We start from the raw sequence: 23,676 nt of genomic DNA, 5'->3' as shown, positions 1-23,676 counted from the left end.
AAAAATGCATGGCTTGCAGCACGCTTGCCGACTTGCGATGATAATTACCCTTCATAAATCACTAAAAGTTACCGTATCCAGCCAGTACCAATAACATCCATATCACGGGGGGCCGTCCGACATGCCACAGAGCAATCACCTGACGTTCATCGAGACCGACACACTGCGCATCGGCTTTGAAACCAGCGGCCCGCCAGAAGCCCCTGCCGTGATCCTGCTGCATGGCTGGCCGGACGACGTACGCACCTGGGACGCCTTCCTGCGCCCCCTGCGGGCGGCCGGCTACCGCGTGATCCGGCCCTACCTGCGCGGCTACGGCCCGACGCGGTTCCTCTCTGCATCAACACCCCGCAGCGGCCAGCTGGCCGCGCTGGGCAGCGACCTGATAGCCTTTGCCGATGCCCTGGGCCTGGAGCGCTACTCCGTCATCGGCCACGACTGGGGTGCTCGGGCCGCCTACATCGCCGCCTCGCAGACGCCCGAACGCATCACCCATTGCATCGCCCTCTCGGTCGGCTGGGGCACCAACACGCCGGGGCAGCGGCTGTCGCTGCAGCAATCGCGCAATTACTGGTACCACTGGTTCTTCGCGACCCCGCGCGGTGAAACGGAATTGCGCGAGGATCGCCGTGGCTTCGCACGCTTCATGTGGAATACCTGGTCACCTTCCTGGAAATTTGCGGACAGCGAATTCGCCAACACCGCGGCCTCCTTCGACAATCCCGACTGGGCCGAAATCTGCGTGCATTCCTACCGGCATCGCTGGGGCTTCGCCGAAGGGGACCCCGCCTATGCCGCGCTGGAAGCCAGGTTGCAGGAGACGCCGCGCATCATGGTGCCCACGCTGGTGCTGCATGGCACCGAGGATGGCGCCAATCATCCCTCGACCTCGGAAGACCGGGAGCGCTACTTCGGGGCCGCCTATCGCCGCGTGCTCATCCCGGGCGCCGGGCATTTCCCCCAGCGCGAAAAACCGGAAGAAGCCGTCGAGGAAGTGCTGGCCTGGCTGGCGCACCCGGCCTGAACCTCAGCGTCAGTGGCAGCCTCCCCCGTGGCTGCCCAGGTTGGACGGCTTCATGTCGTCGGGCAGGCTGGCCAATCCTTGCAGGATGCCGCAGTCGCGCGCCGGCTGCTCCACCTCGCACTGGGCGCGCAGCTGGTGCAACTGTTCCTGCAAGGCCTGCAACTGCACGATGCGCTGGGCCACGTGGCCGATGTGCTTGTCCAGCAGCGCGTTGACTTCGCCGCAATTCTGCTCGGGTGCGTCGCGCAGGCGCAGCAGTTCGCGCACTTCATCAAGCGTCATATCCAGCGAACGGCAGTGGCGGATGAACTGCAGCCGCTCCACGTGCCGCGCGCCATAAAGCCGGTAATTCGACGCTGAGCGCGTGGGCTCCGGCAGCAACGCTTCCTTCTCGTAATAGCGGATGGTTTCCACCGGGCAGTCAGCCCGGGCGGCCAGCTCGCCGATCTTCAACGTATCCATGGGATCCTCGCTTGACCTTGTAGTTACTTCAGGGTTTTAAATATACCCCTGAAACCTGTTGGCTGCACAAGGAGGCCTCGATGGCTGGACATTCCCACAAGCACGATCACGACCATTCGCATGACCACGCGCATGAGCATGAGCACGGCCATGCGCATGCCCATCCTCACGCCCGGCAGGCTGAGGGCTGCTGCTCGGGCCATGCCTGTGCCAGCAATGAAGCGGCCCCTGCCCCGATTCCTGCAGCGCACCTGGAGGGCAAGACCGAGGAAGCCGTTTTCTTCATCCAGAAGATGGATTGCCCGACCGAAGAAAAGCTGATCCGCGAGCGGCTCTCGCAGATGGCGGGCGTGGGTACGCTCGAATTCAACCTGATCCAGCGCGAGCTGACGGTGCAGCACCAGCTGCCTTCCATCGCCCCGCTGGTGGACACCTTGAAGGCGCTGGACATGCTGCCGGCCGTGAAGTCCGATTCACTGGACGCCGAAGCCGGCCGCGATGCCCCCGACCAGGCTGCCGCCTACCGCATCCCGGCCCGCCGCTGGGCGCTGCTGGGCCTGGCGGGCGTGGCCGCGCTGGCGGCCGAGGTCGTGGCCTGGAGCAGCGGCGATGAGCGCTCCCTGCCGGTCATCGCGCTGGCGGTCACCGCCATCCTGCTGGGCGGCTTGGGCACGCTCAAGAAGGGCTGGATCGCGCTGCGCAACTTCTCGCTGAACATGAATTTCCTGATGTCGCTGGCCGTCATCGGCGCGGCGGTCATCGGCCAGTGGCCGGAGGCGGCGGTGGTGATCGTGCTGTTCACCCTGGCCGAGATGATCGAAGCCCTGTCGCTGGACCGCGCCCGCAACGCCATTGCCGGCCTGATGGCGATGACGCCGGACATGGCGACCCGGCGCGGCGCGGACGGTGTCTGGTCAACTGTACCGGCCCGTACCGTGACAGTGGATGAAACTGTACGGGTAGCCCCAGGGGAACGTGTACCGCTGGATGGCCTGGTACTGTCAGGCAGCACCAGCATCAACCAGGCGCCCATCACCGGGGAAAGCATCCCGGTACAGAAGCAGCCCGGTGACCCGGTCTTTGCCGGCACCATCAATGAACAGGGCGCTTTCGAGATGCGCGTGACGGCCGTGCAAGGCGATTCGACCCTGGCGCGCATCGTCAAGAGCGTGCAGCAGGCGCAAGGCCAGCGCGCGCCCACCCAGCGCTTCGTGGACAACTTCGCGCGCTATTACATTCCCGCCGTGGTGCTCATGGCCGTACTGGTGGCGGCGTTACCGCCGCTGCTCATGGGTGCGCCCTTCCAGCCCTGGCTGTACAAGGCCCTGGTCCTGCTGGTGATCGCCTGCCCTTGCGCGCTGGTGATCTCCACGCCGGTGACCATCGTCAGCGGCCTGGCCTCGGCGGCGCGGCATGGCATCCTGGTCAAGGGCGGCGTCTACCTGGAGCAAGGCCGCCAATTGCGCGCGCTGGCACTGGACAAGACCGGCACGATCACCTTCGGCAAGCCCGCCGTGACCGATGTGGTCTCGCTGCGGCCCGGGGCCGATCAACAGGCGCTGCTGCAACTGGCGGTCTCGCTGGCGGCGCGCTCGGACCACCCGGTGTCGCGCGCCATTGCGCAACAGGAAGAGTTCGTCACCCTGGAGGTGAGCGACTTTGCCGCCCTGGCCGGACGCGGCGTGCAGGGGCGCATCGCCGGACAACTGCTGCACCTGGGCAATCACCGCCTGGTGCACGAGCTGGGCCAGTGCAGCCCGGAGTTGGAGGCGCGGCTGCAAGCTTTCGAGAAGCAGGGCAAGACCACCACCGTGTTGTGCCGCGAGGGCCAGCCGCAGTTGCTGGTGGCGGTGGCCGACACGGTGCGCCCCAGCAGCAAGGAAGCGGTGGCCGAGCTGCGGGCGCTGGGCGTGGAGGTCATCATGCTGACCGGCGACAACAGCCATACCGCGCAAGCCATTGCCAGCCAGACCGGGATTGCCGATGCCCGTGGCGACCAGCTGCCGGAAGACAAGCTCAAGGCCATCGAAGCGCTCAGCGCGCGCCATGGCGTACGCGGCGTGGGCATGGTCGGCGACGGCATCAACGATGCCCCGGCGCTGGCCCGGGCCGACATCGGCTTCGCCATGGGCGCGGCCGGCACCGATACCGCGCTGGAGACCGCCGACGTGGCCCTGATGGATGACGACCTGCGCAAGATCCCCGATTTCATTCGGCTGAGCCGCAAGGCCCACACGGTGCTGGTGCAGAACATCAGCATTGCGCTGGGCATCAAGGCAGTGTTCCTGGCGCTGGCGCTGGCGGGCATGAGTTCGCTGTGGATGGCGGTGTTTGCCGACATGGGGGCCAGCCTGATCGTGGTCTTCAACGGCCTGCGCCTGGTGCGCGGCTTGCGCCAACGCAAGGCCGCCGCCTGAGACCGCCCGTACAGGTTGATCGCAGGGTCGGCCGCGGTCTATACTGCCGCCCATGATGCTGCGCGCAAAACTCCTCCTGCTCTGGCAGCTGGCGCTGGCGATTCCCGTCCAGGGATTCGCCGCGGTGCTGCAGGCCTGCGCGCCTGCGCAGCAGCAAGCGGTGCAGCATCATGCGCCAGCAGTGCAAGCGCACCCGATGCAGCATGAGCAGCATCAGCACCATGAACAGCAGGCCCATCAAGGCCATCACGCCGATGATCATGGCGCGGCAACACAGATCGCCTCTGCCGGCGCCACCGACAAACCCCATCAGCAACATCACAATCATTCCTCCTGCAGCTTCTGTGCCGCCTGCACCGTCGGTGGCCTGTTGCCGCTGGCCTTGAGCGCGCCACCTGCGCCTGATCTTCCCTCGCGCGAATTCATTGCGCTGCCGGCTTCCGGCTTCGTCGGCTATCTGCCGGAAAACCCCGACCGCCCCCCTGCCCTCGCCTGATCCTGCCCTGCGCACCGTCGCGTGCGCCTGAGCCTCGTGCGCGCTGACCTCAGTGCGCGCGCGGCATGACGATCATCATCAGACGAGGATTCCATGATTTCCCATGTTTCACGTCCCTGGCGGGCCGCTGCCATGGCCGCCTGTGCCTTGCTGGCCGGCTGCGCCCAGCTGTCGCCGGATGGCGGTTTCGGCCAGGTTGAAGAGACCAGCCGCCAGCGCCTGGGCCAGGCCCCGGCCTGGAACCGCAGCCCGCAACAAGCACAGGCCAGCAGCGAGCGCGTGCGCGCCTTGCTGCACGACCCCGCAAGTGGCGCAGCGCGACTGGCCAATGCCGACGATGCGGTGCAGATCGCACTGATCAACAATCCTGATCTGCAGGCCGAGTTCGCCGGTCTGGGCGTGGCCGAGGCCGACCTGGTGCAAGCCGGCCGCCTGCCCAATCCCGGGTTCTCATTCAAGCGCACCCACGCAGGCGACGATCTCAAGATCGAGCGCAGCCTGTCACTGGGCCTGCTGCGCCTCATCACGATGCCGGCGACTACGGGCATCGAACAGCGGCGCTTCGAGCAGGTCCGCCTGTCGCTGGCCGCGCGCGTCCTGGCGCTGGCCGCGCAGACGCGCCAGGCTTATTACCAGGCGGTGGCCGCGCAGCAAGGCTTGCAGTACCAGGAGCAGGTGGCCGACGCGGCCGAGGCTGCGCATGAACTGGCGGCGCAGATGGCGCGGCTGGGCAACATCAGCCAGCTCGATGGCGCGCGCGAGCAGTTCTTCTATGGCCAAGCCCAGGCCAGCCTCCAACAGGCACGCCGACAAGCGGTGCAGCAGAAGGAAACGCTGGCCCGCCTGCTGGGCCTGCCGCCGGACTTCTCGCTGCCGCCGCAATTGCCGGCGCTGCCCAGGCAGCTGGAGGCGGTCGATGACATCGAGCAGCAAGCCCTGCAGCAGCGCCTCGATGTGCAAGCTGCCCGCACCGAACTGGAGGGCCTGCAAGCTTCATTGGGCCTGACCCGCGCCACCCGCTTCGTCAACGTGCTGGACCTGGGCGCGGTGCGCACCACCGAGAGCGGCAAGCCCAATGAAAACGGCTACGAGATCTCCTTGGAGATTCCGCTCTTCGACTGGGGCGAGGCGCGCACGGCCAAGGCCGAGGCCATCTACCTGCAGGGCGCGCACAAGCTCGCCGCCACCCTGCTCGATGCACGGGCCCAGGCGCGCCTGGCCTGGCGTGAGCGGCAGGATGCCTACGCGCTGGCACGACGCTACCAGGATGAACTGGTGCCGCTGCGCCAGCGCATCGCCGAAGAAAACCTGCTGCGCTACAACGGCATGCTCATCAGCGTCTTCGCCTTGCTGGCCGATGCGCGCGAACAGGCCGCCACGGTCAATGCCGCCATCGAGGCCCAGCGTGATTTCTGGATCGCCGACGCCAGCCTGCAACAGGCGCTGGGCGGCCGTCCCCAACCAGGAAAGCAACCATGAACCCGAACGACAAAGCGCGCCGCCACTTCCTGCAAGGCGCGGCCCTGGCCGTGACTGCGGGTGCCGTCAGCCGCGCCGGTGCTGCAGGTCTGCCTGAAGCCCCACTGCAAACCAGCGCGGCCACGCAGCCACCGCTGCAACCCGCCACCGGCCGTCCTTACCAGCCCGTGGTCACGCTCAATGGCTGGACCTTGCCCTGGCGCATGAAGAATGGCGTCAAGGAATTCCACCTGATTGCCGAAGCCGTGGAGCGCGAGATCGCACCCGGCATGAAGGCCAGGCTGTGGGGCTACAACGGCCAGAGCCCCGGCCCGACCATCGAGGTGGTGGAGGGAGACCGGGTGCGCATCTTCGTGACCAACAAGCTGCCTGAAGCAACCTCGGTGCACTGGCACGGACAGCGCCTGCCCAATGGCATGGATGGCGTATCGGGCCTGACGCAGGCGGCCATCCCGCCGGGCAAGACCTATGTGTATGAATTCACCGCCAGGCGCGCCGGCACCTTCATGTATCACCCGCATGCCGACGAGATGGTGCAGATGGCCATGGGCATGATGGGCTTCTGGGTGACGCATCCCAAGGACCCGGGCTTGATGCGGGTGGACCGGGATTTCGTGTTCCTGATGAATGCCTACGACATTGCGCCGGGGGCCTCGGTACCCAAGGTCAGCACCATGCTGGACTTCAACCTGTGGACCTGGAACAGCCGCGCCTTCCCCGGCATCGACCCGCTGGTGGTGCGGCAGAACGACCGTGTGCGCATCCGCGTAGGCAATCTCACCATGACCAATCACCCGCTGCACCTGCACGGCCACGAGTTCAGCGTGACCGGCACCGACGGCGGCTGGGTGCCACCGGCCGCACGCTGGCCCGAGGTCACCACGGACATCGCGGTAGGCCAGATGCGCGCCATCGAGTTCGACGCCACCGAGGAAGGCGACTGGGCCCTGCACTGCCACAAGGCGCATCACACCATGAACGCCATGGGCCATGACCTGCCGACCATGATCGGGGTGGATCAATCCAAGGTACTCAACAAGATCACGCGCCTGGTGCCGGATTACATGGCCATGGGCGACAAGGGTGGATCGATGGGGGAGATGGAGATGCCCTTGCCGGACAACACCCTGCCCATGATGACCGGGCGCGGCCCGTATGGCCCCATCGAGATGGGTGGCATGTTCAGCACCGTGAAGGTCCGGCGCAACCTGGCGCGGGATGATTACCGGGACCCGGGCTGGTATCGCGCGCCGGCCGGCACGGTCGCGCGGGAATGGCAGGGCGAGACCCCCGAGGCACGGCGGGCGGCGCCTTCCGGCCCGGCTGCACCGGCCACGCTGGAGGTCATCAAGCCGGGCGGGCATCAAGGGCATCATTGAAAACACGACTTGTTGAGCACCTCTGTCATCAGGTTTTTACATCATTGTTTTTGGATCAGCGACATTGCGTCGCTGATCACTTCACGAAAGGAAAGACCATGTTACGACCCCTCCTCCTCACCACGGCCCTTTGTATGACAGCGCTGGCGGCACACGCGCAGGGTGATGCGCCCAAAGTGGATGGCGAAATCCGCAAGGTCGACACCAGCACGGGCAAGCTCACCATTCGCCATGCGGAGATTCCCAATTTGCAGATGGGCGGCATGACGATGGTGTTCAAGGCTGCTCCCGAGATACTGGCGCGGGCACGCGAGGGTGAAAAGATCAGCTTCACTGCCGACCGCGTCGATGGTGCGTTGACGGTGACCTCGCTGGAAGAAAAGCGCTGACCACCACCGCAGCGCCGGGACGGTCCACAATTTCGTCGTCCCGGCGACCATCCTGCGGGAGACTTGGCGGTATCATCGGGGTTCGTTTCATCCATCCATAAGAGGCGGCCCTGCCGCCGCACAACAGAGGAGACTCCGGCATGCCCCAAGCGATCGAGCAAACCCCGTCGGCCTATGGCTATCCGCTGCTGATCAAGCAGTTGCTGCACAGTGCCCTGGCCACCGTTCCCGAGCAGGAAATCATTTACGGTTCGCGCCGCCTGACTTATGCCGGTTTTTACGAGCGTGTGCAGCGGCTGGCCAATGTGCTCAAGGAAATGGGTGTGCAGGCCGGCAATACGGTGGCGGTGATGGACTGGGACAGCAATCGCTATCTGGAGTGTTTCTTTGCGGTGCCGATGATGGGCTGCGTGTTGCAGACGGTGAATGTACGGCTCTCGCCGGAACAGATTACCTACACGCTCAATCATGCGCAGGCCGATGTCTTGCTGGTGAATTCGGATTTCATGCCGGTGTTGAAGCAGATCCGTGGCGAGTTGAACACCCTCACGCGTTGCGTGCTGCTGACCGATGATGGTACGCCCTGCCCGCAGGGGCCGGGCTTTGCGGGGGAATACGAAGCCTTGCTGGCGCAGGCCCCGGCGCAGTACGACTTCCCCGACTTCGACGAGAACGCGCGCGCGACGACCTTCTACACGACCGGCACCACGGGCTTGCCCAAGGGCGTGTATTTCAGCCATCGGCAGCTGGTCCTGCATACGCTGGCCACCACGGCCGGGCTGGCGCTGGCGCCGCAGCAGGGGCGTTTGCATCGGGATGATGTCTACATGCCGTTGACGCCGATGTTCCATGTGCATGCCTGGGGGCTGCCTTATGTGGCCACGATGGCGGGGGTCAAGCAGGTGTATCCGGGGCGCTATGTGCCGGATACGATCTGCAAGCTGATCCGTGAAGAGAAGGTGACGTTCTCGCATTGCGTGCCGACCATCCTGCAGATGGTGCTGAGCTCCGAGCAGGCGCGGGAGGTGGATCTGTCGGGGTGGAAGATGATCATCGGTGGTTCGGCGATGACGGGCAGTCTGGCGCGCATGGCGCGGGATCGGGGGATTGATGTCTTTACCGGTTACGGGATGTCGGAGACTTGTCCGGTATTGACGCTGGCCCAGGTGCCGACTGCGGACCTGGGCAGCGAGCGCGAAGCGGCGCTGCGGGTGAAGACGGGGCGGCCGCTGCCGCTGGTGGCCTTGCGCACGGTGGATAGCGATATGAATGATTGTCCGCGCGATGGCAAGAGCACCGGCGAAGTGGTGGTGCGTGCGCCCTGGCTGACGCAGGGCTATCTGCATCAGGCTGAAGCCTCTGAAGAATTGTGGCGTGGGGGGTGGTTGCATACCCAGGATATCGGGCATCTGGATGCGGAAGGCTATCTGCAGGTCACGGATCGGATCAAGGATGTCATCAAGACCGGGGGCGAGTGGGTCTCTTCACTTCAGATCGAGGACATCATTGCGCGGCATCCTGCCGTGGCTGAGACGGCCGTCATCGGGGTGCAGGACGGCAAATGGGGAGAGCGGCCGGTGGCGCTTGTCGTCCTGAAGAAGGATGTGGCTGCAGTTTCCGAAGAGGATATCCGGCAGCACGTGATGGCTGCGGCTGAGGCTGGGACCATCTCTCGTTATGGCGTGCCGGATCGGGTGCGGTTTGTTCCTGAATTGGCTCGTACCAGCGTCGGGAAGCTCAACAAGCGGGTGATGCGGGAGCAGTATCCGGCTGGGGGATGATCCTTCCTGGTTTTGGGTTTGTTTTGTCTTGGCTGAGTGCTTTTCTGGTTGTTAGGTTTGGGGCAGTCTGCACGGAATTTCTTCCTGCGCTCTAGCTTAATTCTTATCTTTCTCCGGTCGGAAGGACGCGCCGGGGGCGGCCCGGCAGCCGCTCACTTTTCTTGTCTCGCCAAGAAAAGTAAGCAAAAGAAGGCGACCGCAACTGCACCGCCCTCCTTCGGAGGGTCCCCGCTTCAGAGGCCAATAAAACGGGAAAAATAAAGTCGCTTCGCTCCGGTTATTTTTCTGATCCGTTTTATTGGCCTCTGAAGCGGCGGCGCAGATGCGGACGGCCGAGACGGCTCGCCTTCGGCATCGCGACACCTCCGACTCGCCTTCGGCTTTGCCTTGGCGTTCTTTAGCCTTCGATACGTCGCTGCGCGACTACTCAGGACGAACGGACGGAAATTATTTAAACAAAAAGCAAAAAGCAAAAAGCAAAAAGCAAAAAACGATAAACGAGAAAAAACCAAACCCAAAACGGGAGTGGGAACGATCAACAGGTCGATGCCGCAGGCGAGCCAACCCAAAGCCGAAGGCGAGTCGGAGACCTCGCGAGGCCGAAGGCGAGCCCGTGGGGGTTGCCGTCCCCATAGAGCCAGCCGTCGCAGCGGAGCGAAAAGTGGATCAGAAGGATAGTCGGAGCGAAGCGACTCTATCCTTCCCACTTTTCGCTTCGCTGCGACGGGGACCCTCCGAAGGAGGGCTGGCTCTTTGGGGTCGCCTTCTTTTGCTTACTTTTCTTGGCGAGACAAGAAAAGTGAGCGGCTGCCGGGCCGCCCCCGGCGCGTCCTCCCGACCGGAGAATGATAAGAATTAAGCTAGAGCGCAGGAAAGCAATCCGTGCAGACTGCCCCAAACAGCAAAACCAGAAAAGCACGCAGCCAAGACAACAAAAACAAAAACAAAAACGCCGCCCAACCCAAGGCCGGACGGCGTTCAAGAAAAAGACAAAGACAAGCAGATCAGTTGAAGATCACAGTCTTATGTCCATTGAGCAAGATACGATGCTCGGTAAACCATTTGACAGCGCGCGCCAGGACGACGCATTCGATATCGCGCCCGATGGCCGTGAGGGTATCGGGCCCCATGGAATGATCCACGCGTTCGACGCCTTGCTCGATGATCGGACCTTCATCCAGATCGCCGGTAACGAAGTGCGCAGTAGCCCCGATCAACTTGACGCCGCGATCATGTGCTTGATAGTAGGGCTTGGCGCCCTTGAAGCTGGGCAGGAAGGAGTGGTGAATATTGATTGCCCGCCCGCGCAAGGCCTCGCACATCTCAGGCGACAGGATCTGCATGTAGCGCGCCAACACCACCAGATCGATCTGGTTGGCATCGACGATTTCCATGATCCGCTGTTCCTGGGCGCGCTTGGTCTCGATGGACGAGCCAGTGGCCAACGGCAGATGATGGAAAGGAATGTTGTAGCTCGCAGCCAGCTGATAGAAATCAGTATGGTTGGAGACGATCGCCGGAATCTCCACCGGCAGCAGACCGCTCTTGTAGCGGAACAGCAGATCGTTGAGACAGTGACCGATCTTGGACACCATCAGCATCACGCGCGGCTTCTTGCCCGCATCATGCAACTGCCAGTTCATCTGCAGCGAATCACCCAGCACGCCGAAATCCGCACGCAAGGCCGCGTCCGACACGCCCGCATCCTCCGCGGAAAAATGCACGCGCATGAAGAACAGCTTGGACTGCGCATCGCCAAACTGCGCCGAGTCGATGATGTTGCAGCCGTGATCGGCCAGGAAGCCCGAGACGCGATGCACGATGCCGCGCTGGTCCAGGCAGGACAAGGTAAGAATGTATTCCGGGTGAGCCATGAGTGAACTGAGGAATGAAACCGAGATGCGCCAGCGTCCCATCGGCAGCGCCACGCAAGGACGATACCGGCCCGGCTGACCGGGCAAAAGGACGAAAGGCGCTATTGTCGCACGGCCGGGCCATGCGGACAAATCCGGCACACGCAAACGCACGCCGGACGCGTCAAAGCGAGGTCATTCCGACAGAAATCACGACAGATCGGCACGATTTGACAACAAATCGCGCCCTGCCCCGTAAATTATTTCCACAAAGAAACGAAGCCGGAAAAACACACTACCGGCCCGGCCTCAAGAGGCCTCCTCACCGGACGGCGCGCGGGACTGCGTGCCCGCCACCATCCGCAGGGGAGCTCATGCCGTCTTCTGCAACAGATCCTTCTGCTCGTGACCACCGCCTACCTGCAGGTCACCGGCCAGTTGACCACCCTCTTCGATCACCAGCTTGCCGTAACGGATCTTGCCGGTCACCTTGCCGCTGGAATAGATCACCAGCTTCTGGCGCACGGTGAGGTCACCATCGAACTCGCCACGGATCTCGGCCAGGTCGATCTCCGCCGAACCCTTGAAGGCACCGCGCTCGGCAATCTGCACCACACGGCAGTTGATGGTGGCTTGCACCTTGCCTTCGACGACCAAGGTGTCGCAGTCCTCGATCTCGCCCTTGACCTTGATGTTGGGGCCCACGGTCAGCTTGCTGCCGCTCTCCTCGGTCGCGGCAGGCGCAGTGTTGGAAACGGAAGAAGGATACTGGGTAGGTTTGTTCACGCTGGTCACATTGCCGCCTGGTGTAGAAGAAACGTTGCCCGCACTGCTGAACGGGGAATTGGTCGAACTGGTTTCGCGTTTGCCGAAGAGGGATTCCGAGCGAAGCATGTGATCTCCTGAAATGGGTGTGCCTGACGCGTAAAAATCTACGCGCGAAAAATAAGCCTGCGCCAAGATGCGCACGACAAGGTCATGACGCTCACCGCAAGCGCGGTGGCTGAAATCGCCCCGCACGGTCATCGGGAAGACCGGCAACATGGGGCGGCGTGTCGCAGTGCCGACAAGGGCGACACGACGACAAAGAGGTTCCCTCCCGAACATCCACCTTCGGAATGGAGCAAAACGGAGCGCCCGAACACGATGCATCCGGACATTGTCCGCGAGGAAACCTGTGCGATTCGGCAGGATGCCTTTTGCAAAGTTCACCGCAAATTTGTAACAGTGGAGACTGTTTTCCAGCGGTACATTTCGCAGTAATTACAGGGCAAATTATTTATATTTTGAAGCGCCTTGTAACTAAAAAAAATGTAACAGTTGTTAGAGCACGGGCGTCGCCTCACGGCGACACCCTCATCACCAAGATCCGCTCTGGATATGGCTTTCATCGAATATTAAGACTTCGATGATGATCTGCATTCGCTTTTCGATCAGGTCAAAATACTTAGAATTCGCGAACCACCTGTCCCGGAAATAATTTGGCCGGACAGCAAACCTCAGGCAGGCACGGATGAGCACAATTCACTCTACGGATGAGCCAGTTTCATGCTCCTGGGTGCCATGTTGGCCTCGACGAGCAACCATGGCGCCGGCCGCCCAAGCGGCTGCGAACGATGTGTCGTGATGTAAGCGTTGAAAAGGAATGTCATCGGGCAAGCACAAGCGCGGCTGACGATTTATGATGTGACCCATTGCCCGGCGCAGGCGGCTTTGAGCCCACGTGCCGGGCCCTCCCCCTCTTCCCTGACGACACCATGAGCAACGATAGGATCCCCTCGCCGGAATCGCTGGATTCCTTTGGCGCCCACCTCTTTCCGGCACGCCGCCATTCCACCGCGGCACGCACCCTGGCCGCCCTGATCGCCCTCATCAGCTGGTTCGCCTTCGTGGCGCAGACCGATATCACCATCAACCGCCTGCTGGCGCGCGGCGGCGGGGTGCTCGATGGCCTGGACCGGCTGACCATGTACCTGACCAACCTCACCATCCTCATGAGCGCCCTGTGCTTTACGTCGCTGGCGCTGTCGTTGAAGTCGCCGATGAGCAGGTTCTTCCGGCAACCTGCGGTCATCTCGGCCGTGGTGACCTACCTCGCCTTCGTGGGCATCGCCTACAACCTGCTGCTGCGCCACCTCTGGACCCCGACCGGGTTCCGGGCGCTGGTCAACGAGAGCCTGCACACCGTGGTGCCGCTGCTGGCGATCGTGTACTGGATTTTTTTCGTGCCGGTCTTCCAGGCATCGCTACGGAAGTCGCTGCTGTGGCTGGTCTACCCGCTGGGCTACCTGCTGCTGACCTTGTGGCGCGGGGCGCTCTCGGGCTTCTACCCGTACCCCTTCATCGACGTCAACGCGCTCGGCTACCCGCGCGTGATCCTCAACGCCAGCCTGCTGCTGGCGGCCTTCGTGGCATTGATGGGCTTGTTCATCGCGGTCAACCGCTCAGGCAAGCCGGTCCTGCAGCGCCGCTAGGTCACTGCAGCGACGGTAGCGGGCAACACTGGATCTTGCCCGCTGATCTCACCGGAGTGGCTCGGAAATGGCCAACACCAGCATGAAAAGCATGCAGGCACAGTAGCTCGCACCGATGAGTAAATTTTGGACAACTTTAAGCATGATGAATCCCTCGACAAACAAAGCCGCAACGGCATCGGCACGGCCTGCCATCCCCTGGCAAGGCCGACCCGCCTGACCCGTCCCCGGGCCTCGAATACCCGGCGCAACCGGGGCGGTCGCCGCATTCTAGGCCGAGCGCGGCGCATGGACTGCATCCTAGCCTTTGTTTTACCTAATCTTTCACTGTCTCTTGGTGCAGGTTTCGTCATTTTCTTGATTGCAAGCCTGAGCGAAAAGACACATCCTTGTCACAAGGTCGCGCTAAGCTGCCCCCGCAACGCGCCAAACCTCACAACAATATCCGACAGGAAACCCATCCATGAGCAAGCACGACGACGACATCGCCGGCAGCCAGCCTGCGTCCAGCGATACTCCCCAGATCCCGCAACAGCCCGGCCGCCGCCGCTTCCTGGGCAGCATGGCGGCCCTCAGTGCCGGCACCACCCTGGCCGCCTGCGCCACCGAAGGCCAGGGACCGGTCCCCTACCCCAGCGGCAACCCGGCCGAGTCCGCCGCGCTGGACCGCGCCCTGCGCGAGAACGTCAAGACCATCGTGGTGATCTACGCCGAGAACCGCAGCTTCAACAATCTCTTCGCCGATTTCCCCGGCCTGGAAAAGCCGCTCTCCTCGCTCAAGCCATCGGATTACCAGCAGCGCGACCGGGACGGCAGCCTGCTCAAGGAATTGCCGCCGGCCTGGAACGGCGTGCTGATCCAGGACCAGAGCGTGGAAGGCGTCAACTATGCCGGCGGCAAGCAATACCAGACCAATTTGCCCAACGCCCCCTACGCCCTCAAGGGCCCGCAAGGCGAAGCCCTGCCCCTGAGCCTGGTCACGCGTGACCTGTGGCACGTGTTCTACCAGAACCAGATGCAGATCAACGGTGGCAAGAACGATGGTTTCGTGGCCTGGGCTGATTCCGGTGGCCTGACCATGGGCCACTATGCGGATACCCGTTACAACCTGCGCCTGTGGGATGTGGCGCGCGAGTTCGTGCTGTGCGACAACTTCTTCCAGGGCGCCTTTGGCGGTTCCTTCCTGAACCACCAGTACCTGATCTGCGCCACTGCCCCCTACTATCCGAACGTGATGAGCTCGGTCTCGCGCACGCAAGTGGCCAAGACCAAAAACAATGATCCGCTCTCGCCGGAACTGGTACCTGCCGAAGGCAGCCCGGCCAGCGCCCTGCAAGGCCCGCCCAAGTTCGGCCCCAGCGCACTGACGCCGGACGGCTACGCCGTCAACACCATGGCCCCGCCGTACTGGCCGACCTGGAGCCGCGACCGCAACAACCCGGCTTACGCCGAACCGAACCAGCCCAGTGTGCTGGTGCCGCAGACGCACGAGCACATCGGCGACAAGCTCAGCAAGAAAGGCATCGACTGGGCCTGGTATGCCGGTGCCTGGCAGGCCACGCTGGATGAGTTCAAGGATTCCAAGGGCATCCCCAAGATCCCCAATTTCCAGTACCACCACCAGCCGTTCAACTACTTCAAGAACCTGGGTCCGGAAAACCCCGCCGAGCGCAACAAGCGCCTGCGGGATGGCGGCCTGGGCGACGAGTCGCGTACCAACCGCTTCCTGGCCGATGTCGAAGCGGGCCGCCTGCCGCCGGTGACCTTCTACAAGCCGCAAGGCAACCTCAACCTGCACGCCGGCTACGCCGACATCGCCTCGGGGGACCGCCACATCGCCCACATCGTCAAGAGCCTGCAGGCCAGCCCGCAGTGGAAGAACATGGTGGTGGTCATCACCTTCGATGAGAACGGCGGCTGGTGGGATCACGTGGCCCCGCCCAAGGGCGACCGCTGGGGTCCGGGCACGCGCGTGCCGGCGCTGGTGATCTCGCCCTTCGCCCGCAAGGGGACGGTCGATCACACGATCTACGACACCGCCTCCATCCTGCGCCTCATCACCCGTACCTTCGGCCTGGAAAAGCTCGATGGCCTCAAGCAACGCGACGACGCCATGATCGCGCGCGGCCAGCAACCCATGGGGGACCTGACCAACGCGCTGCAGTTCAAGGCCTGATCCCTTTCAGGTCCGCCATGACGACAAGGCCGCCGCAGGGTGCTCCTGCGGCGGCCTTGTTCTTGGAGCGTGAGTGGATTAAGCCAGCCAGGGCGGTGCCGTCTCGCGCAGGTTGATCTTCTTCGGGATCAGCTTGAGATCGAGGAAGGTATCGGCGATCTGCTGCTGCTCGTCGAGAATGGCCTGGGTGATCGGCAGCGTGCCGTAGGTGTAGCGGCGTACCACCACGTCCAGCACGCTCTTGGGCAGCCCGAGGATGCCCGCCAGTTCGCTGGCGTAATCATCTGGCCGCGTCTTGGCAAACTCATCGACCTTGGCCAGCTCTTCCAGCGCGATGCGGATCAGGTCGCCATTGTCGCGGGCGTAATCGCGGGTCGAAAAATAATAGGCGCGGTTCTTCACCACCCCATCCGCATCCGCCAGGATGCGCGCCTTCAAGGTCTGCTGGGCCGCCGCCAGGTAAGGCTCCCAGATGGCCCAGGCGTCTACCGACCCGCGCTCGAAGGCCGCACGCGCATCTGCCGGCGCCAGCCAGACCGGGGTCACGTCGCCATAGTGCAGGCCATGCTGTTCCAGCAGCTTGACCAGGAAGTAATGCACGTTGGAACCCTTGTTCAGGGCGATGCGCTTGCCTTTCAACTGCGCCGGCTTCTGCAGGCTGTCGTCCTTGACCAGCACCGCTTCCACATAGGGACGCGGCACCGTCGCGCCCACGTAGACCAGGGGCGTGCCGGCTGCTTGCGAAAAGATGGGCGGCGCTTCGCCCACGTCGCCGAAATCGATCGAGCCGGCACCCAGCGCTTCCAGCTGCACCGGGCCGGCGCTGAATTCCACCCACTTCACGGTGGCCCCCAGCGAGGCCAGCCGCTGCTCCAGCGTGCCATGCGCGCGAATGATGCTCAGCGCCCCTTTCTGATACCCCACACGCAACTGCCGCGTGGCCGCATGCGCCCGGCGTGGACTGAAGGCCGCAGCGGCACCGGCAGCCCCCAGAGCCAACCCGGCACCGATGAGGCGGCGGCGCTTGCTGTTCAATTCCACGGTGGCGAGGGCGCGCTGGTGTTTGTCTTCGTACTGCGGCATGGGGACTCCGTCGTTCATGGTTGAGGTCGATACGTCAAGGCTCACAGCTTAGCCAGCCCCCTGCAGGCTGCGAACGAATCATTCCTCCTGTGCATAGAAGGAAAGCGGATAAGTCGCGCCATGCATACCAGCCACAGCCGATCCAGTGCCAGGCTATTTATATCATGTTGTGATATATTTGCCTCCCAGCCCCTTCCAAGCCTGGCGACGTCACCACAACCACGCGCCTCCAACGATCCTGAACCCGGCACTTTCATGAAACACAAACGCGACTACACCGCCGACCGGCGGCTCCCCCTGCTGTGCGCCCTCGCGGCGGCCATCGGCCTGCTGTCGGCGGGCGCGGCATGGATGCTCCTGAAGCTCATTGCGCTGTTCACCAACCTGTTCTACTTCCAGCGCCTGTCGGTGCAGGCCAGCTCGCCCGCCGCGCACACGCTGGGCTGGATCGCGGCGCTGCTGCCGGTAATCGGTGGCCTCATCGTCGGACTCATGGCGCGCTACGGCAGCGACAAGATCCGTGGCCACGGCATTCCGGAAGCGATCGAGGCGATCCTCTTCGGCAAGAGCCGCATGTCGCCCAAGGTTGCGTTGTTGAAGCCGCTATCGTCGGGCATCGTCATCGGCAGTGGAGGCCCCTTTGGCGCCGAAGGTCCGATCATCATGACCGGCGGCTCCCTCGGTTCACTGCTGGCGCAGTGGATGCACCTCACCGCCGCCGAGCGCAAAACCCTGCTGGTCGCCGGTGCCTGCGCCGGCATGACGGCCATCTTCGGCACACCCCTGGCTGCGTTGCTGCTGGCGGTGGAGCTGTTGCTGTTCGAACTGCGCCCGCGCAGCCTGCTGCCGGTTGCAGTGGCTTGCACCATCGCAGGCTTCGTGCGGCCATGGCTGATCGAAGGCGGGGTGCTGTTTCCAATGGATGTCGCGCCGGTCGCCCCGGTGGCGCTGCTGTCCTGCCTTGCCGCCGGACTGGCCAGCGGGGTACTGGCGGCCGTGCTGACGCTGGCGCTTTATCGCATCGAGGATGGGTTCCATCGCCTGCCGCTGCACTGGACGTGGTGGCCGGCGCTGGGCGGCATTGCGGTCGGTCTCGGCGGGTTGTGGCAGCCGCGTGCACTGGGCGTGGGCTACGACGTCATCGCCGACCTGCTGAACCAGCACATGCTGGTGTCGGCGGCGCTGGCCCTGCTGCTGGTGAAGGCGGTGATCTGGCTGCTGGCGCTGGGCTCGGGTACCTCGGGCGGGGTGCTGGCACCACTGCTGATGATGGGCGCCGGCCTGGGCCTGGTGCTCTCGCCGTGGCTGCCGGGCGGCTCGCCGGGACTGTGGCCGCTGGCCTGCATGGCCGCAGTGCTGGGCAGCGTGCTGGGTGCGCCGCTGACGGCCATCGTCTTTGCCTTCGGGCTGACGCATGCGGGCAATGCCTTGCTGCCGCTCATTGCCACCACATCCGTGGCCTATGGCCTGAACGTGCTGTGGATGAAGCGCTCCATCATGACCGAGAAGATCGCGCGACGCGGGCTGCATGTGCATCGCGAATACGGGGTCGACCCGCTGGAGCGGGTCCATGTGGACGACCTGATGTCAACGCCCCAGGCGCTGGAGGCGGTGCTGCCGGCCGGTGCAGCGCTGGCGCTGTGCCGCAGGGCCGAGCGCGTGCACCGCTACTATCCGGTGACCGCCCACGGACGCCTGGTCGGCATGGTCGCCCTGAGCCGCCTGCAGTCCGCTAATCCGGCCGAGGGCTGCGGCACCTTGCTGGAGCCGGAAAGCGGCTATCTGCTGCCGCACCTGAGCGCACGCGCCGCGGCCGGTGCGATGGCGCGCCAGGGAGTGGCGCGCATGCCGGTGGTGGCGGGCCCGGAGCGGCGGCGGCTGGTGGGCATGCTGTCACTGTCCGACCTGGTGCGGGCCAGCGCCACACATGCAGAGGAAGAATCGGTAAGGGAAAAACTGCTCGGCAACTAGGCGCTCTTCACACCTGATCTGCGAGCGATCAAGTGTGAACAGGCCGTACATCAAATGCCACCGCTGAGCTTGCACATCAGGTTGTCATGCGAAACCAGAATCACGTTGATGCCGGCATTGCCGTTGTCCATGCGGAATTCGCTGTTGCCGTTGGAGAGCGAAATGATGCGCACTGCCCGCGTGGCGGTCTCGGTCATGACGGTTTCTGCAGCCATGTTCAGGCAGGTCAGCACACAGCCGCTGCCGGCAGCACAGCTGCGTGTGATGTCGCTGGCCACCGGAGTGGGCGCAGCCGCCGCCGGCACCGGGACGGCCGCCGGCACCGCCACGGGAACCTGGGCGCGCGCCGCTGCGGCGGGAATCAGCAAGACGGACAGCAGCAACAGCAGCGCCCGTGGAGACGGGACAATACACAGCTCAGGCATGAAAGCTCCTCCCTGGTTAACAATTCTGATGGAGCCCGTATTGCATCACAAACAAAAAAAAGGCGCACTTCCTTGCGGAAGTACGCCCAAAAGTAAGCCCCCCTCAGGGCTTCCCGGTAATCCTGTCGCGATGTCCCGGCACGGCATGCACGGGACGTCGGCACAACAATTCGGCCAGAGTCACGTTCCGGGCCGCTGGCCGGGAAGGTGCAGCACCACTGCTGCATCTGGTATGGGTGAACTTTACGTGTTTGCCTGGCCGGCCCATATCGGGAGCTTCCTGACGCGCGGGCCAAACCGATCAGGAAATTCCTGAGGGGCGACGATGCACATCGGCCCGGGAGGCCGGGAGGGGAGGATTTGCGGCAGATCAAATTGGCATATGGATATGCGCAATGATCCTTTGCAGGAACCTTCATTCAAGGTTAAAGTCCATACCCAGAGCAGATTCAACAGCGGCGCCACTTTTCAGATAGAACTGGGCGCCGCGAATCGCTCTCCCGCTGTTTCCCTTCCTGCATTCCCCCTTTGATAGCATCCCGGCCCTGCCCGGCACCACGCGCGCATTTTTGATAGCATGCGGGCATGGAACCTACTCACATCCCCGAACTGAACGCGCTGGCTGACTCGGTCGAGTCTGCGGGCCTGGGCTTGTCTGCCGTGGTCGCCGGCCTGCGTACCTCGCGCGAAGTCACCAACAAGATCCGCTACCGCGGCGAGATCCGCGAGCTGCCCTCGCGGGAAGCGATGCAGAAGCTGCTGCAGCATCTGCAGGCGGCACTGTTCCCCACGCATTACGGCCATACCGATTTATCCGATGAGACCATCGATTATTTCGTTGGGAGCCAGTTGAATGCCGCGTTGTCCATCCTGCGCGAGCAGGTGCGGCGTAGCCTCTATTTCAGCAGCGACGTAGAAGAGGATGGCCTGCTGCGTGAACGTGCCACGGCCATCACGCGGGACTTTGCGCACCAGTTGCCGTCGGTGCGGGACATTCTGGTCAGCGATATCCAGGCCGCGTATCACGGCGATCCGGCGGCCTCCAGCATTTCGGAGATCCTGCTGTGCTATCCGGGCACGACGGCGATCATCTATCACCGCCTGGCGCATGCCCTGCATCAGCTGGGAGCACCGCTGCTGGCGCGGCTCATCGCCGACATCGCGCATTCGGCCACCGGCATCGACATCCACCCGGCCGCGCAGATCGGGCCCAGCTTCTTCATCGACCATGGCACGGGGGTGGTGATTGGTGAGACCACCATCATCGGTCGCAACGTGCGCCTGTACCAGGCCGTGACGCTGGGCGCCAAGCGTTTCCCGCAGGAGCCGGACGGTTCATTGGTCAAGGGGATTGCGCGTCACCCGATCGTCGAGGATGACGTGGTGGTGTATGCCGGCGCGACGCTGCTGGGCCGCATCACCATCGGGCGCGGCTCGGTCATTGGCGGCAACGTCTGGCTCACGCACAGCGTACCGCCCGGCAGCAACATCTCCCAGGCGGAGATGTTGAGCGATTGCCGCCAGCCCTGAGGGCGTTTCGGCTTTCAGCCGCCCTGCTGCCCCTGCGTGGCCGCCGCCTGCGGCACCGGGGCGCGGCCGCAGGCAATCGCGGCCAATGCCAGGGCCGTTGCCGAGAGGCTGTAGAGCCAGAGCGAGGACATCACCGGCAGCAGCAGCCCGGCCAGCATCGGCCCCATGCCGGCGCCGATATCCCGCCAGATCGCTCTTCCTGCCAGCGCATGGACGCGCTGCGCGGGCGGTGTGCGGGCGGCGACGATGGGGGCCAGCAACGGCAGTTGCAGGGCCCGCAGGATCACGATCAGACCGGCGAAGAGCCACAGCAAACCACCGCCGAACCCGACCAGCGCAAGGCAGGTCGCCAGTGACAGCGTCACCAGTACCTTGACTGCGCCGAAGCGTTCGGCGAGCCAGCCGCCCAAGGGGCTCAAGACGATTTCCCCGGCGTAGCGCAGCGCCATCAATATCCCCGCCACCAGTTCGCCGTCGGCCCCGAAGGATTGCTTGCTCATGTAGGCCAGGCCGACGATGAAGAGGCCATCCAGCGTCAGCCCTTCGAGGAAGGACCACCAATCGAGGGCATTGGGCAGCTTCCAGCGGCGGGGCTGGGGCGGTGCGTAGGCGTGCTGAGGCAGGCGCCGTGCGGCCAGCAGGCCCAGCAGCGCGGTGGTCGCCACCAGCGCGAACACCATGCGCGGTCCGATGTGGGGGGCCAGCAGTGCGGCGGTGGGCAGCCAGAGCATGGGGCCGATGGCGATCACGCCGCGCGAGCGTCCGGAGCGGCGGGCTGCGCCTTGGGGGTTGGCGGTGGACATGGCCTGGGTGGAGAGGTTCAGTCCGGCGAAGGCCATGCCCCAGAGCAGGCGCAGTGGCAGGAGTGCCCAGAAGCCGCTGGCCACCGTATAGCCGAGGGCGCAGAGGATGGCGGCACAGACGGCCAGGGTGCAGGTGGGTCGGTCGCCGCGTTGTGCGTAGAAGCTGGCGACCCAGCGATAGCCGGCGATGCGCACCAGCCGGTTGGCCGCGAGCAGCACGCCGGCCTCGGCGAGGCTGACGTGGAACTGGGCGGCGTACATGGGGAGCAGCAGGTAGAGGACGATATCGCAAGGCAAGGCGGCCGACAGCGACATGGCGGCGTGGCGCGAATCGATATCGGCCTGGCGGTGGTCTGGCGTGGTCATGGGGGCCGATGATGCGCTGCGCGGGATGGGCTGACAAACGATATTAATTCCGGGCATGCGTGATAATATTTGACGCATGGCCGATCTCACTCTTCCGCTCAATGCCATCCGCGCCTTTCTGGCAGCGGCCCGTCACCAGAGTTTCACGCTTGCGGCGCAGGAACTCAATGTCACACATGGCGCGATCAGTCGCCAGATCAAGAATCTTGAAGATTATCTGGGCATGCCCTTGTTCGAGCGGCGTACGCGGCAGGTCTTGCTGACCGAGCGTGGGCGGCAGTTCTTCGAGGAGGCCAGTCCGGCGCTCGATATCCTGGCCAATGCGGCGCGGCGGGTGATGCGGGATGCGCCTACGCGCACTGTGGTCATCAATGTGCGGCCTTCGTTTGCGGTGCGGTGGCTGATTCCGCATTTGTCCGATTTCGTGGAGCGGTATCCGGGGATCGCGCCCCAGGTGGTGACCAGTACTGCGACCGTGGGCAAGGCGGGTTCTTCGTTTGATATCGCGATCCGGCGGGGGGAGACCAACTGGCCTGAGACCCTGAAGGTGCAGCGGTTCATGGAGGATGAGCTGGTGCTGGTGGCTTCTCCTGCGCTGCTGCAATCCATGCCGCTGGAGGATGTGTCGCAGTTGGCGCGGCACACCGTGCTGGTGTCGCGTAGTCGGCGCAATGACTGGGAGGACTGGCGCAAGCTGGCCGGTTTGAAGCGATCACGTTCGCAGGCGATGCTGCATTTCGATCACGTGCATTTTGTGCTGCAGGCGGTCATGGATGGGTTGGGGGTGGCTCTGTCGCCCGTGTCCCTCGCCGATAACGATCTGCGCTCGGGGCGGCTGGTTTGTCCGTTTCCTGAATTGCGCTTGAACCTCGCGCCCTACTACCTTGGGATCAGCTTGCAGGCGGGGGCTGAGGCGCAATTGTTTGCCAAATGGATTGGGGAATATCGCGGGGCTTTGATCGGTGGTTGATTTGGTTTTGTCTTGTCTTGGCTGGGTGCTTTTCTGGTTGTTCGGTTTGGCGTAGTCTGCACAGAATTTCTTCCTGCGCTCTAGCTTAATTCTTATCTTTCTCCGGTCGGAAGGACGCGCCGGGGGCGGCCCGGCAGCCGCTCACTTTTCTTGTCTCGCCAAGAAAAGTAAGCAAAAGAAGGCGACCGCAACTGCACCGCCCTCCTTCGGAGGGTCCCCGCTTCAGAGGCCAATAAAACGGGAAAAATAAAGTCGCTTCGCTCCGGTTATTTTTCTGATCCGTTTTATTGGCCTCTGAAGCGGCGGCGCAGATGCGGACGACCGAGACGGCTCGCCTTCGGCATCGCAATACCTCCGACTCGCCTTCGGCTTTGCCTTGGCGTCCTTTAGCCTTCGATACGTCGCTGCGCGACTACTCAGGTCGAACGGACGGAAATTATTTAAACAATAAAAAAGAAAAAGAAAAAGTACAAACTCAAACCCAGAGCGGGAGTGGGAACGAATAAAAGGTCGATGCCGCAGGCGAGCCAACCCAAAGCCGAAGGCGAGTCGGAGACCCCGCAAGGCCGAAGGCGAGCCCGTGGGGGTTGCCGTCCCT

The 23,676-nt window shown here is 63.6% G+C and carries 19 protein-coding genes; 13 read left to right on the top strand and 6 right to left on the bottom strand.

All coding sequences use genetic code 11. From position 1 onward, the window contains the following. The first annotated feature begins 121 nt into the window (after window positions 1–121). A complete protein-coding gene (locus CEJ45_RS04665) occupies window positions 122–1,024 on the top strand; it encodes an alpha/beta fold hydrolase (RefSeq protein WP_088754058.1) in 903 nt (300 codons plus the stop codon). Between the two features lie 9 nt (window positions 1,025–1,033). On the opposite strand, the gene cadR is transcribed toward CEJ45_RS04665, so the two are convergent. Then, a complete protein-coding gene (cadR, locus tag CEJ45_RS04660; RefSeq protein ID WP_088754057.1) occupies window positions 1,034–1,486 on the bottom strand; it encodes a Cd(II)/Pb(II)-responsive transcriptional regulator in 453 nt (150 codons plus the stop codon). A gap of 80 nt (window positions 1,487–1,566) precedes the next feature. Here cadR and CEJ45_RS04655 point away from each other — a divergent pair, with 80 nt between their 5' ends. The 6 genes from CEJ45_RS04655 to CEJ45_RS04630 all read left to right on the top strand — a co-directional run bounded on the left by CEJ45_RS04655 (window position 1,567) and on the right by CEJ45_RS04630 (window position 9,427). Then, window positions 1,567–3,903, top strand: coding sequence for a heavy metal translocating P-type ATPase (locus tag CEJ45_RS04655; RefSeq protein WP_088754056.1), 2,337 nt, complete (start codon window positions 1,567–1,569; stop codon window positions 3,901–3,903). Window positions 3,904–3,955: 52 nt separating this feature from the next. Continuing rightward, window positions 3,956–4,399 (top strand): hypothetical protein, encoded by a 444-nt coding sequence (locus CEJ45_RS04650; protein ID WP_088754055.1) that lies wholly within the window; start codon window positions 3,956–3,958, stop codon window positions 4,397–4,399. Between the two features lie 93 nt (window positions 4,400–4,492). Further along, a complete protein-coding gene (locus tag CEJ45_RS04645; RefSeq protein ID WP_088754054.1) occupies window positions 4,493–5,878 on the top strand; it encodes a TolC family protein in 1,386 nt (461 codons plus the stop codon). Further along, a complete protein-coding gene (locus CEJ45_RS04640) occupies window positions 5,875–7,257 on the top strand; it encodes a multicopper oxidase family protein (protein WP_088754053.1) in 1,383 nt (460 codons plus the stop codon). Before CEJ45_RS04645 ends, CEJ45_RS04640 begins: the two co-directional genes overlap by 4 nt. 98 nt (window positions 7,258–7,355) lie before the next feature. Beyond that, window positions 7,356–7,646 (top strand): copper-binding protein, encoded by a 291-nt coding sequence (locus tag CEJ45_RS04635; RefSeq protein WP_088754052.1) that lies wholly within the window; start codon window positions 7,356–7,358, stop codon window positions 7,644–7,646. Between the two features lie 140 nt (window positions 7,647–7,786). Further along, window positions 7,787–9,427, top strand: coding sequence for a fatty acid--CoA ligase (locus CEJ45_RS04630; protein WP_088754051.1), 1,641 nt, complete (start codon window positions 7,787–7,789; stop codon window positions 9,425–9,427). 1,004 nt (window positions 9,428–10,431) lie between these two features. Here CEJ45_RS04630 and purU read toward each other — a convergent pair. Continuing rightward, entirely contained in the window at window positions 10,432–11,301 is an 870-nt protein-coding gene (gene purU / locus CEJ45_RS04625) for a formyltetrahydrofolate deformylase (RefSeq protein ID WP_088754050.1), read from the bottom strand. Window positions 11,302–11,652: 351 nt separating this feature from the next. Further along, window positions 11,653–12,174, bottom strand: coding sequence for a bactofilin family protein (locus CEJ45_RS04620; protein WP_034338708.1), 522 nt, complete (start codon window positions 12,172–12,174; stop codon window positions 11,653–11,655). An 84-nt stretch (window positions 12,175–12,258) separates the two neighbouring features. Between CEJ45_RS04620 and CEJ45_RS24455 the strand changes: the two genes are divergently transcribed. The 3 genes from CEJ45_RS24455 to CEJ45_RS04610 all read left to right on the top strand — a co-directional run bounded on the left by CEJ45_RS24455 (window position 12,259) and on the right by CEJ45_RS04610 (window position 15,930). Next, a complete protein-coding gene (locus CEJ45_RS24455; protein WP_141106958.1) occupies window positions 12,259–12,543 on the top strand; it encodes a hypothetical protein in 285 nt (94 codons plus the stop codon). Between the two features lie 494 nt (window positions 12,544–13,037). Next, window positions 13,038–13,754: a Pr6Pr family membrane protein gene (locus CEJ45_RS04615; protein WP_088754049.1), complete on the top strand. Its 717-nt coding sequence runs from the start codon at window positions 13,038–13,040 to the stop codon at window positions 13,752–13,754. A gap of 463 nt (window positions 13,755–14,217) precedes the next feature. Further along, complete coding sequence (locus CEJ45_RS04610) at window positions 14,218–15,930, top strand: acid phosphatase (protein ID WP_088754048.1); 1,713 nt, start codon at window positions 14,218–14,220, stop codon at window positions 15,928–15,930. Window positions 15,931–16,008: 78 nt separating this feature from the next. On the opposite strand, the gene CEJ45_RS04605 is transcribed toward CEJ45_RS04610, so the two are convergent. After that, complete coding sequence (locus CEJ45_RS04605) at window positions 16,009–17,013, bottom strand: sulfonate ABC transporter substrate-binding protein (RefSeq protein WP_088754047.1); 1,005 nt, start codon at window positions 17,011–17,013, stop codon at window positions 16,009–16,011. A 255-nt stretch (window positions 17,014–17,268) separates the two neighbouring features. On the opposite strand from CEJ45_RS04605, the gene CEJ45_RS04600 reads away from it, so the two are divergent. Continuing rightward, window positions 17,269–18,984, top strand: coding sequence for a chloride channel protein (locus CEJ45_RS04600; RefSeq protein WP_088754046.1), 1,716 nt, complete (start codon window positions 17,269–17,271; stop codon window positions 18,982–18,984). Between the two features lie 50 nt (window positions 18,985–19,034). Here the strand turns inward: CEJ45_RS04600 and CEJ45_RS04595 are convergent, their stop codons facing one another. After that, window positions 19,035–19,409 carry a hypothetical protein gene (locus tag CEJ45_RS04595; protein ID WP_088754045.1) on the bottom strand — a complete coding sequence of 125 codons (375 nt, stop codon included), beginning with the start codon at window positions 19,407–19,409 and terminating at the stop codon, window positions 19,035–19,037. A gap of 585 nt (window positions 19,410–19,994) precedes the next feature. Here CEJ45_RS04595 and epsC point away from each other — a divergent pair. Then, window positions 19,995–20,939: a serine O-acetyltransferase EpsC gene (epsC, locus tag CEJ45_RS04590; protein ID WP_088754044.1), complete on the top strand. Its 945-nt coding sequence runs from the start codon at window positions 19,995–19,997 to the stop codon at window positions 20,937–20,939. Between the two features lie 14 nt (window positions 20,940–20,953). On the opposite strand, the gene CEJ45_RS04585 is transcribed toward epsC, so the two are convergent. Continuing rightward, complete coding sequence (locus CEJ45_RS04585) at window positions 20,954–22,108, bottom strand: MFS transporter (protein ID WP_088754043.1); 1,155 nt, start codon at window positions 22,106–22,108, stop codon at window positions 20,954–20,956. A gap of 76 nt (window positions 22,109–22,184) precedes the next feature. Here CEJ45_RS04585 and gcvA point away from each other — a divergent pair, with 76 nt between their 5' ends. Beyond that, on the top strand, window positions 22,185–23,078 hold the full coding sequence (gcvA, locus tag CEJ45_RS04580; protein ID WP_088754042.1) for a transcriptional regulator GcvA: 894 nt from the start codon (window positions 22,185–22,187) through the stop codon (window positions 23,076–23,078). Window positions 23,079–23,676: the final 598 nt, after the last annotated feature.

The sequence above is a fragment of the Herbaspirillum aquaticum genome (genome assembly GCF_002213425.1).
Taxonomy (GTDB): domain Bacteria; phylum Pseudomonadota; class Gammaproteobacteria; order Burkholderiales; family Burkholderiaceae_D; genus Herbaspirillum; species Herbaspirillum aquaticum.
The sequence above is the reverse complement of the archived record's forward strand: the minus strand, read 5'-3'. Positions and strand labels throughout refer to the sequence as shown.

Excerpts from the sequence above, each read along its gene's own strand:
- CEJ45_RS04665 (WP_088754058.1), top strand. The coding sequence starts at position 122 with ATGCCACAGAGCAATCACCTGACGTTCATCGAGACCGACACACTGCGC.
- cadR (WP_088754057.1), bottom strand. The coding sequence starts at position 1,486 with ATGGATACGTTGAAGATCGGCGAGCTGGCCGCCCGGGCTGACTGCCCG.
- CEJ45_RS04655 (WP_088754056.1), top strand. The coding sequence starts at position 1,567 with ATGGCTGGACATTCCCACAAGCACGATCACGACCATTCGCATGACCAC.
- CEJ45_RS04650 (WP_088754055.1), top strand. The coding sequence starts at position 3,956 with ATGATGCTGCGCGCAAAACTCCTCCTGCTCTGGCAGCTGGCGCTGGCG.
- CEJ45_RS04645 (WP_088754054.1), top strand. The coding sequence starts at position 4,493 with ATGATTTCCCATGTTTCACGTCCCTGGCGGGCCGCTGCCATGGCCGCC.
- CEJ45_RS04640 (WP_088754053.1), top strand. The coding sequence starts at position 5,875 with ATGAACCCGAACGACAAAGCGCGCCGCCACTTCCTGCAAGGCGCGGCC.
- CEJ45_RS04635 (WP_088754052.1), top strand. The coding sequence starts at position 7,356 with ATGTTACGACCCCTCCTCCTCACCACGGCCCTTTGTATGACAGCGCTG.
- CEJ45_RS04630 (WP_088754051.1), top strand. The coding sequence starts at position 7,787 with ATGCCCCAAGCGATCGAGCAAACCCCGTCGGCCTATGGCTATCCGCTG.
- purU (WP_088754050.1), bottom strand. The coding sequence starts at position 11,301 with ATGGCTCACCCGGAATACATTCTTACCTTGTCCTGCCTGGACCAGCGC.
- CEJ45_RS04620 (WP_034338708.1), bottom strand. The coding sequence starts at position 12,174 with ATGCTTCGCTCGGAATCCCTCTTCGGCAAACGCGAAACCAGTTCGACC.
- CEJ45_RS24455 (WP_141106958.1), top strand. The coding sequence starts at position 12,259 with ATGACGCTCACCGCAAGCGCGGTGGCTGAAATCGCCCCGCACGGTCAT.
- CEJ45_RS04615 (WP_088754049.1), top strand. The coding sequence starts at position 13,038 with ATGAGCAACGATAGGATCCCCTCGCCGGAATCGCTGGATTCCTTTGGC.
- CEJ45_RS04610 (WP_088754048.1), top strand. The coding sequence starts at position 14,218 with ATGAGCAAGCACGACGACGACATCGCCGGCAGCCAGCCTGCGTCCAGC.
- CEJ45_RS04605 (WP_088754047.1), bottom strand. The coding sequence starts at position 17,013 with ATGCCGCAGTACGAAGACAAACACCAGCGCGCCCTCGCCACCGTGGAA.
- CEJ45_RS04600 (WP_088754046.1), top strand. The coding sequence starts at position 17,269 with ATGAAACACAAACGCGACTACACCGCCGACCGGCGGCTCCCCCTGCTG.
- CEJ45_RS04595 (WP_088754045.1), bottom strand. The coding sequence starts at position 19,409 with ATGCCTGAGCTGTGTATTGTCCCGTCTCCACGGGCGCTGCTGTTGCTG.
- epsC (WP_088754044.1), top strand. The coding sequence starts at position 19,995 with ATGGAACCTACTCACATCCCCGAACTGAACGCGCTGGCTGACTCGGTC.
- CEJ45_RS04585 (WP_088754043.1), bottom strand. The coding sequence starts at position 22,108 with ATGACCACGCCAGACCACCGCCAGGCCGATATCGATTCGCGCCACGCC.
- gcvA (WP_088754042.1), top strand. The coding sequence starts at position 22,185 with ATGGCCGATCTCACTCTTCCGCTCAATGCCATCCGCGCCTTTCTGGCA.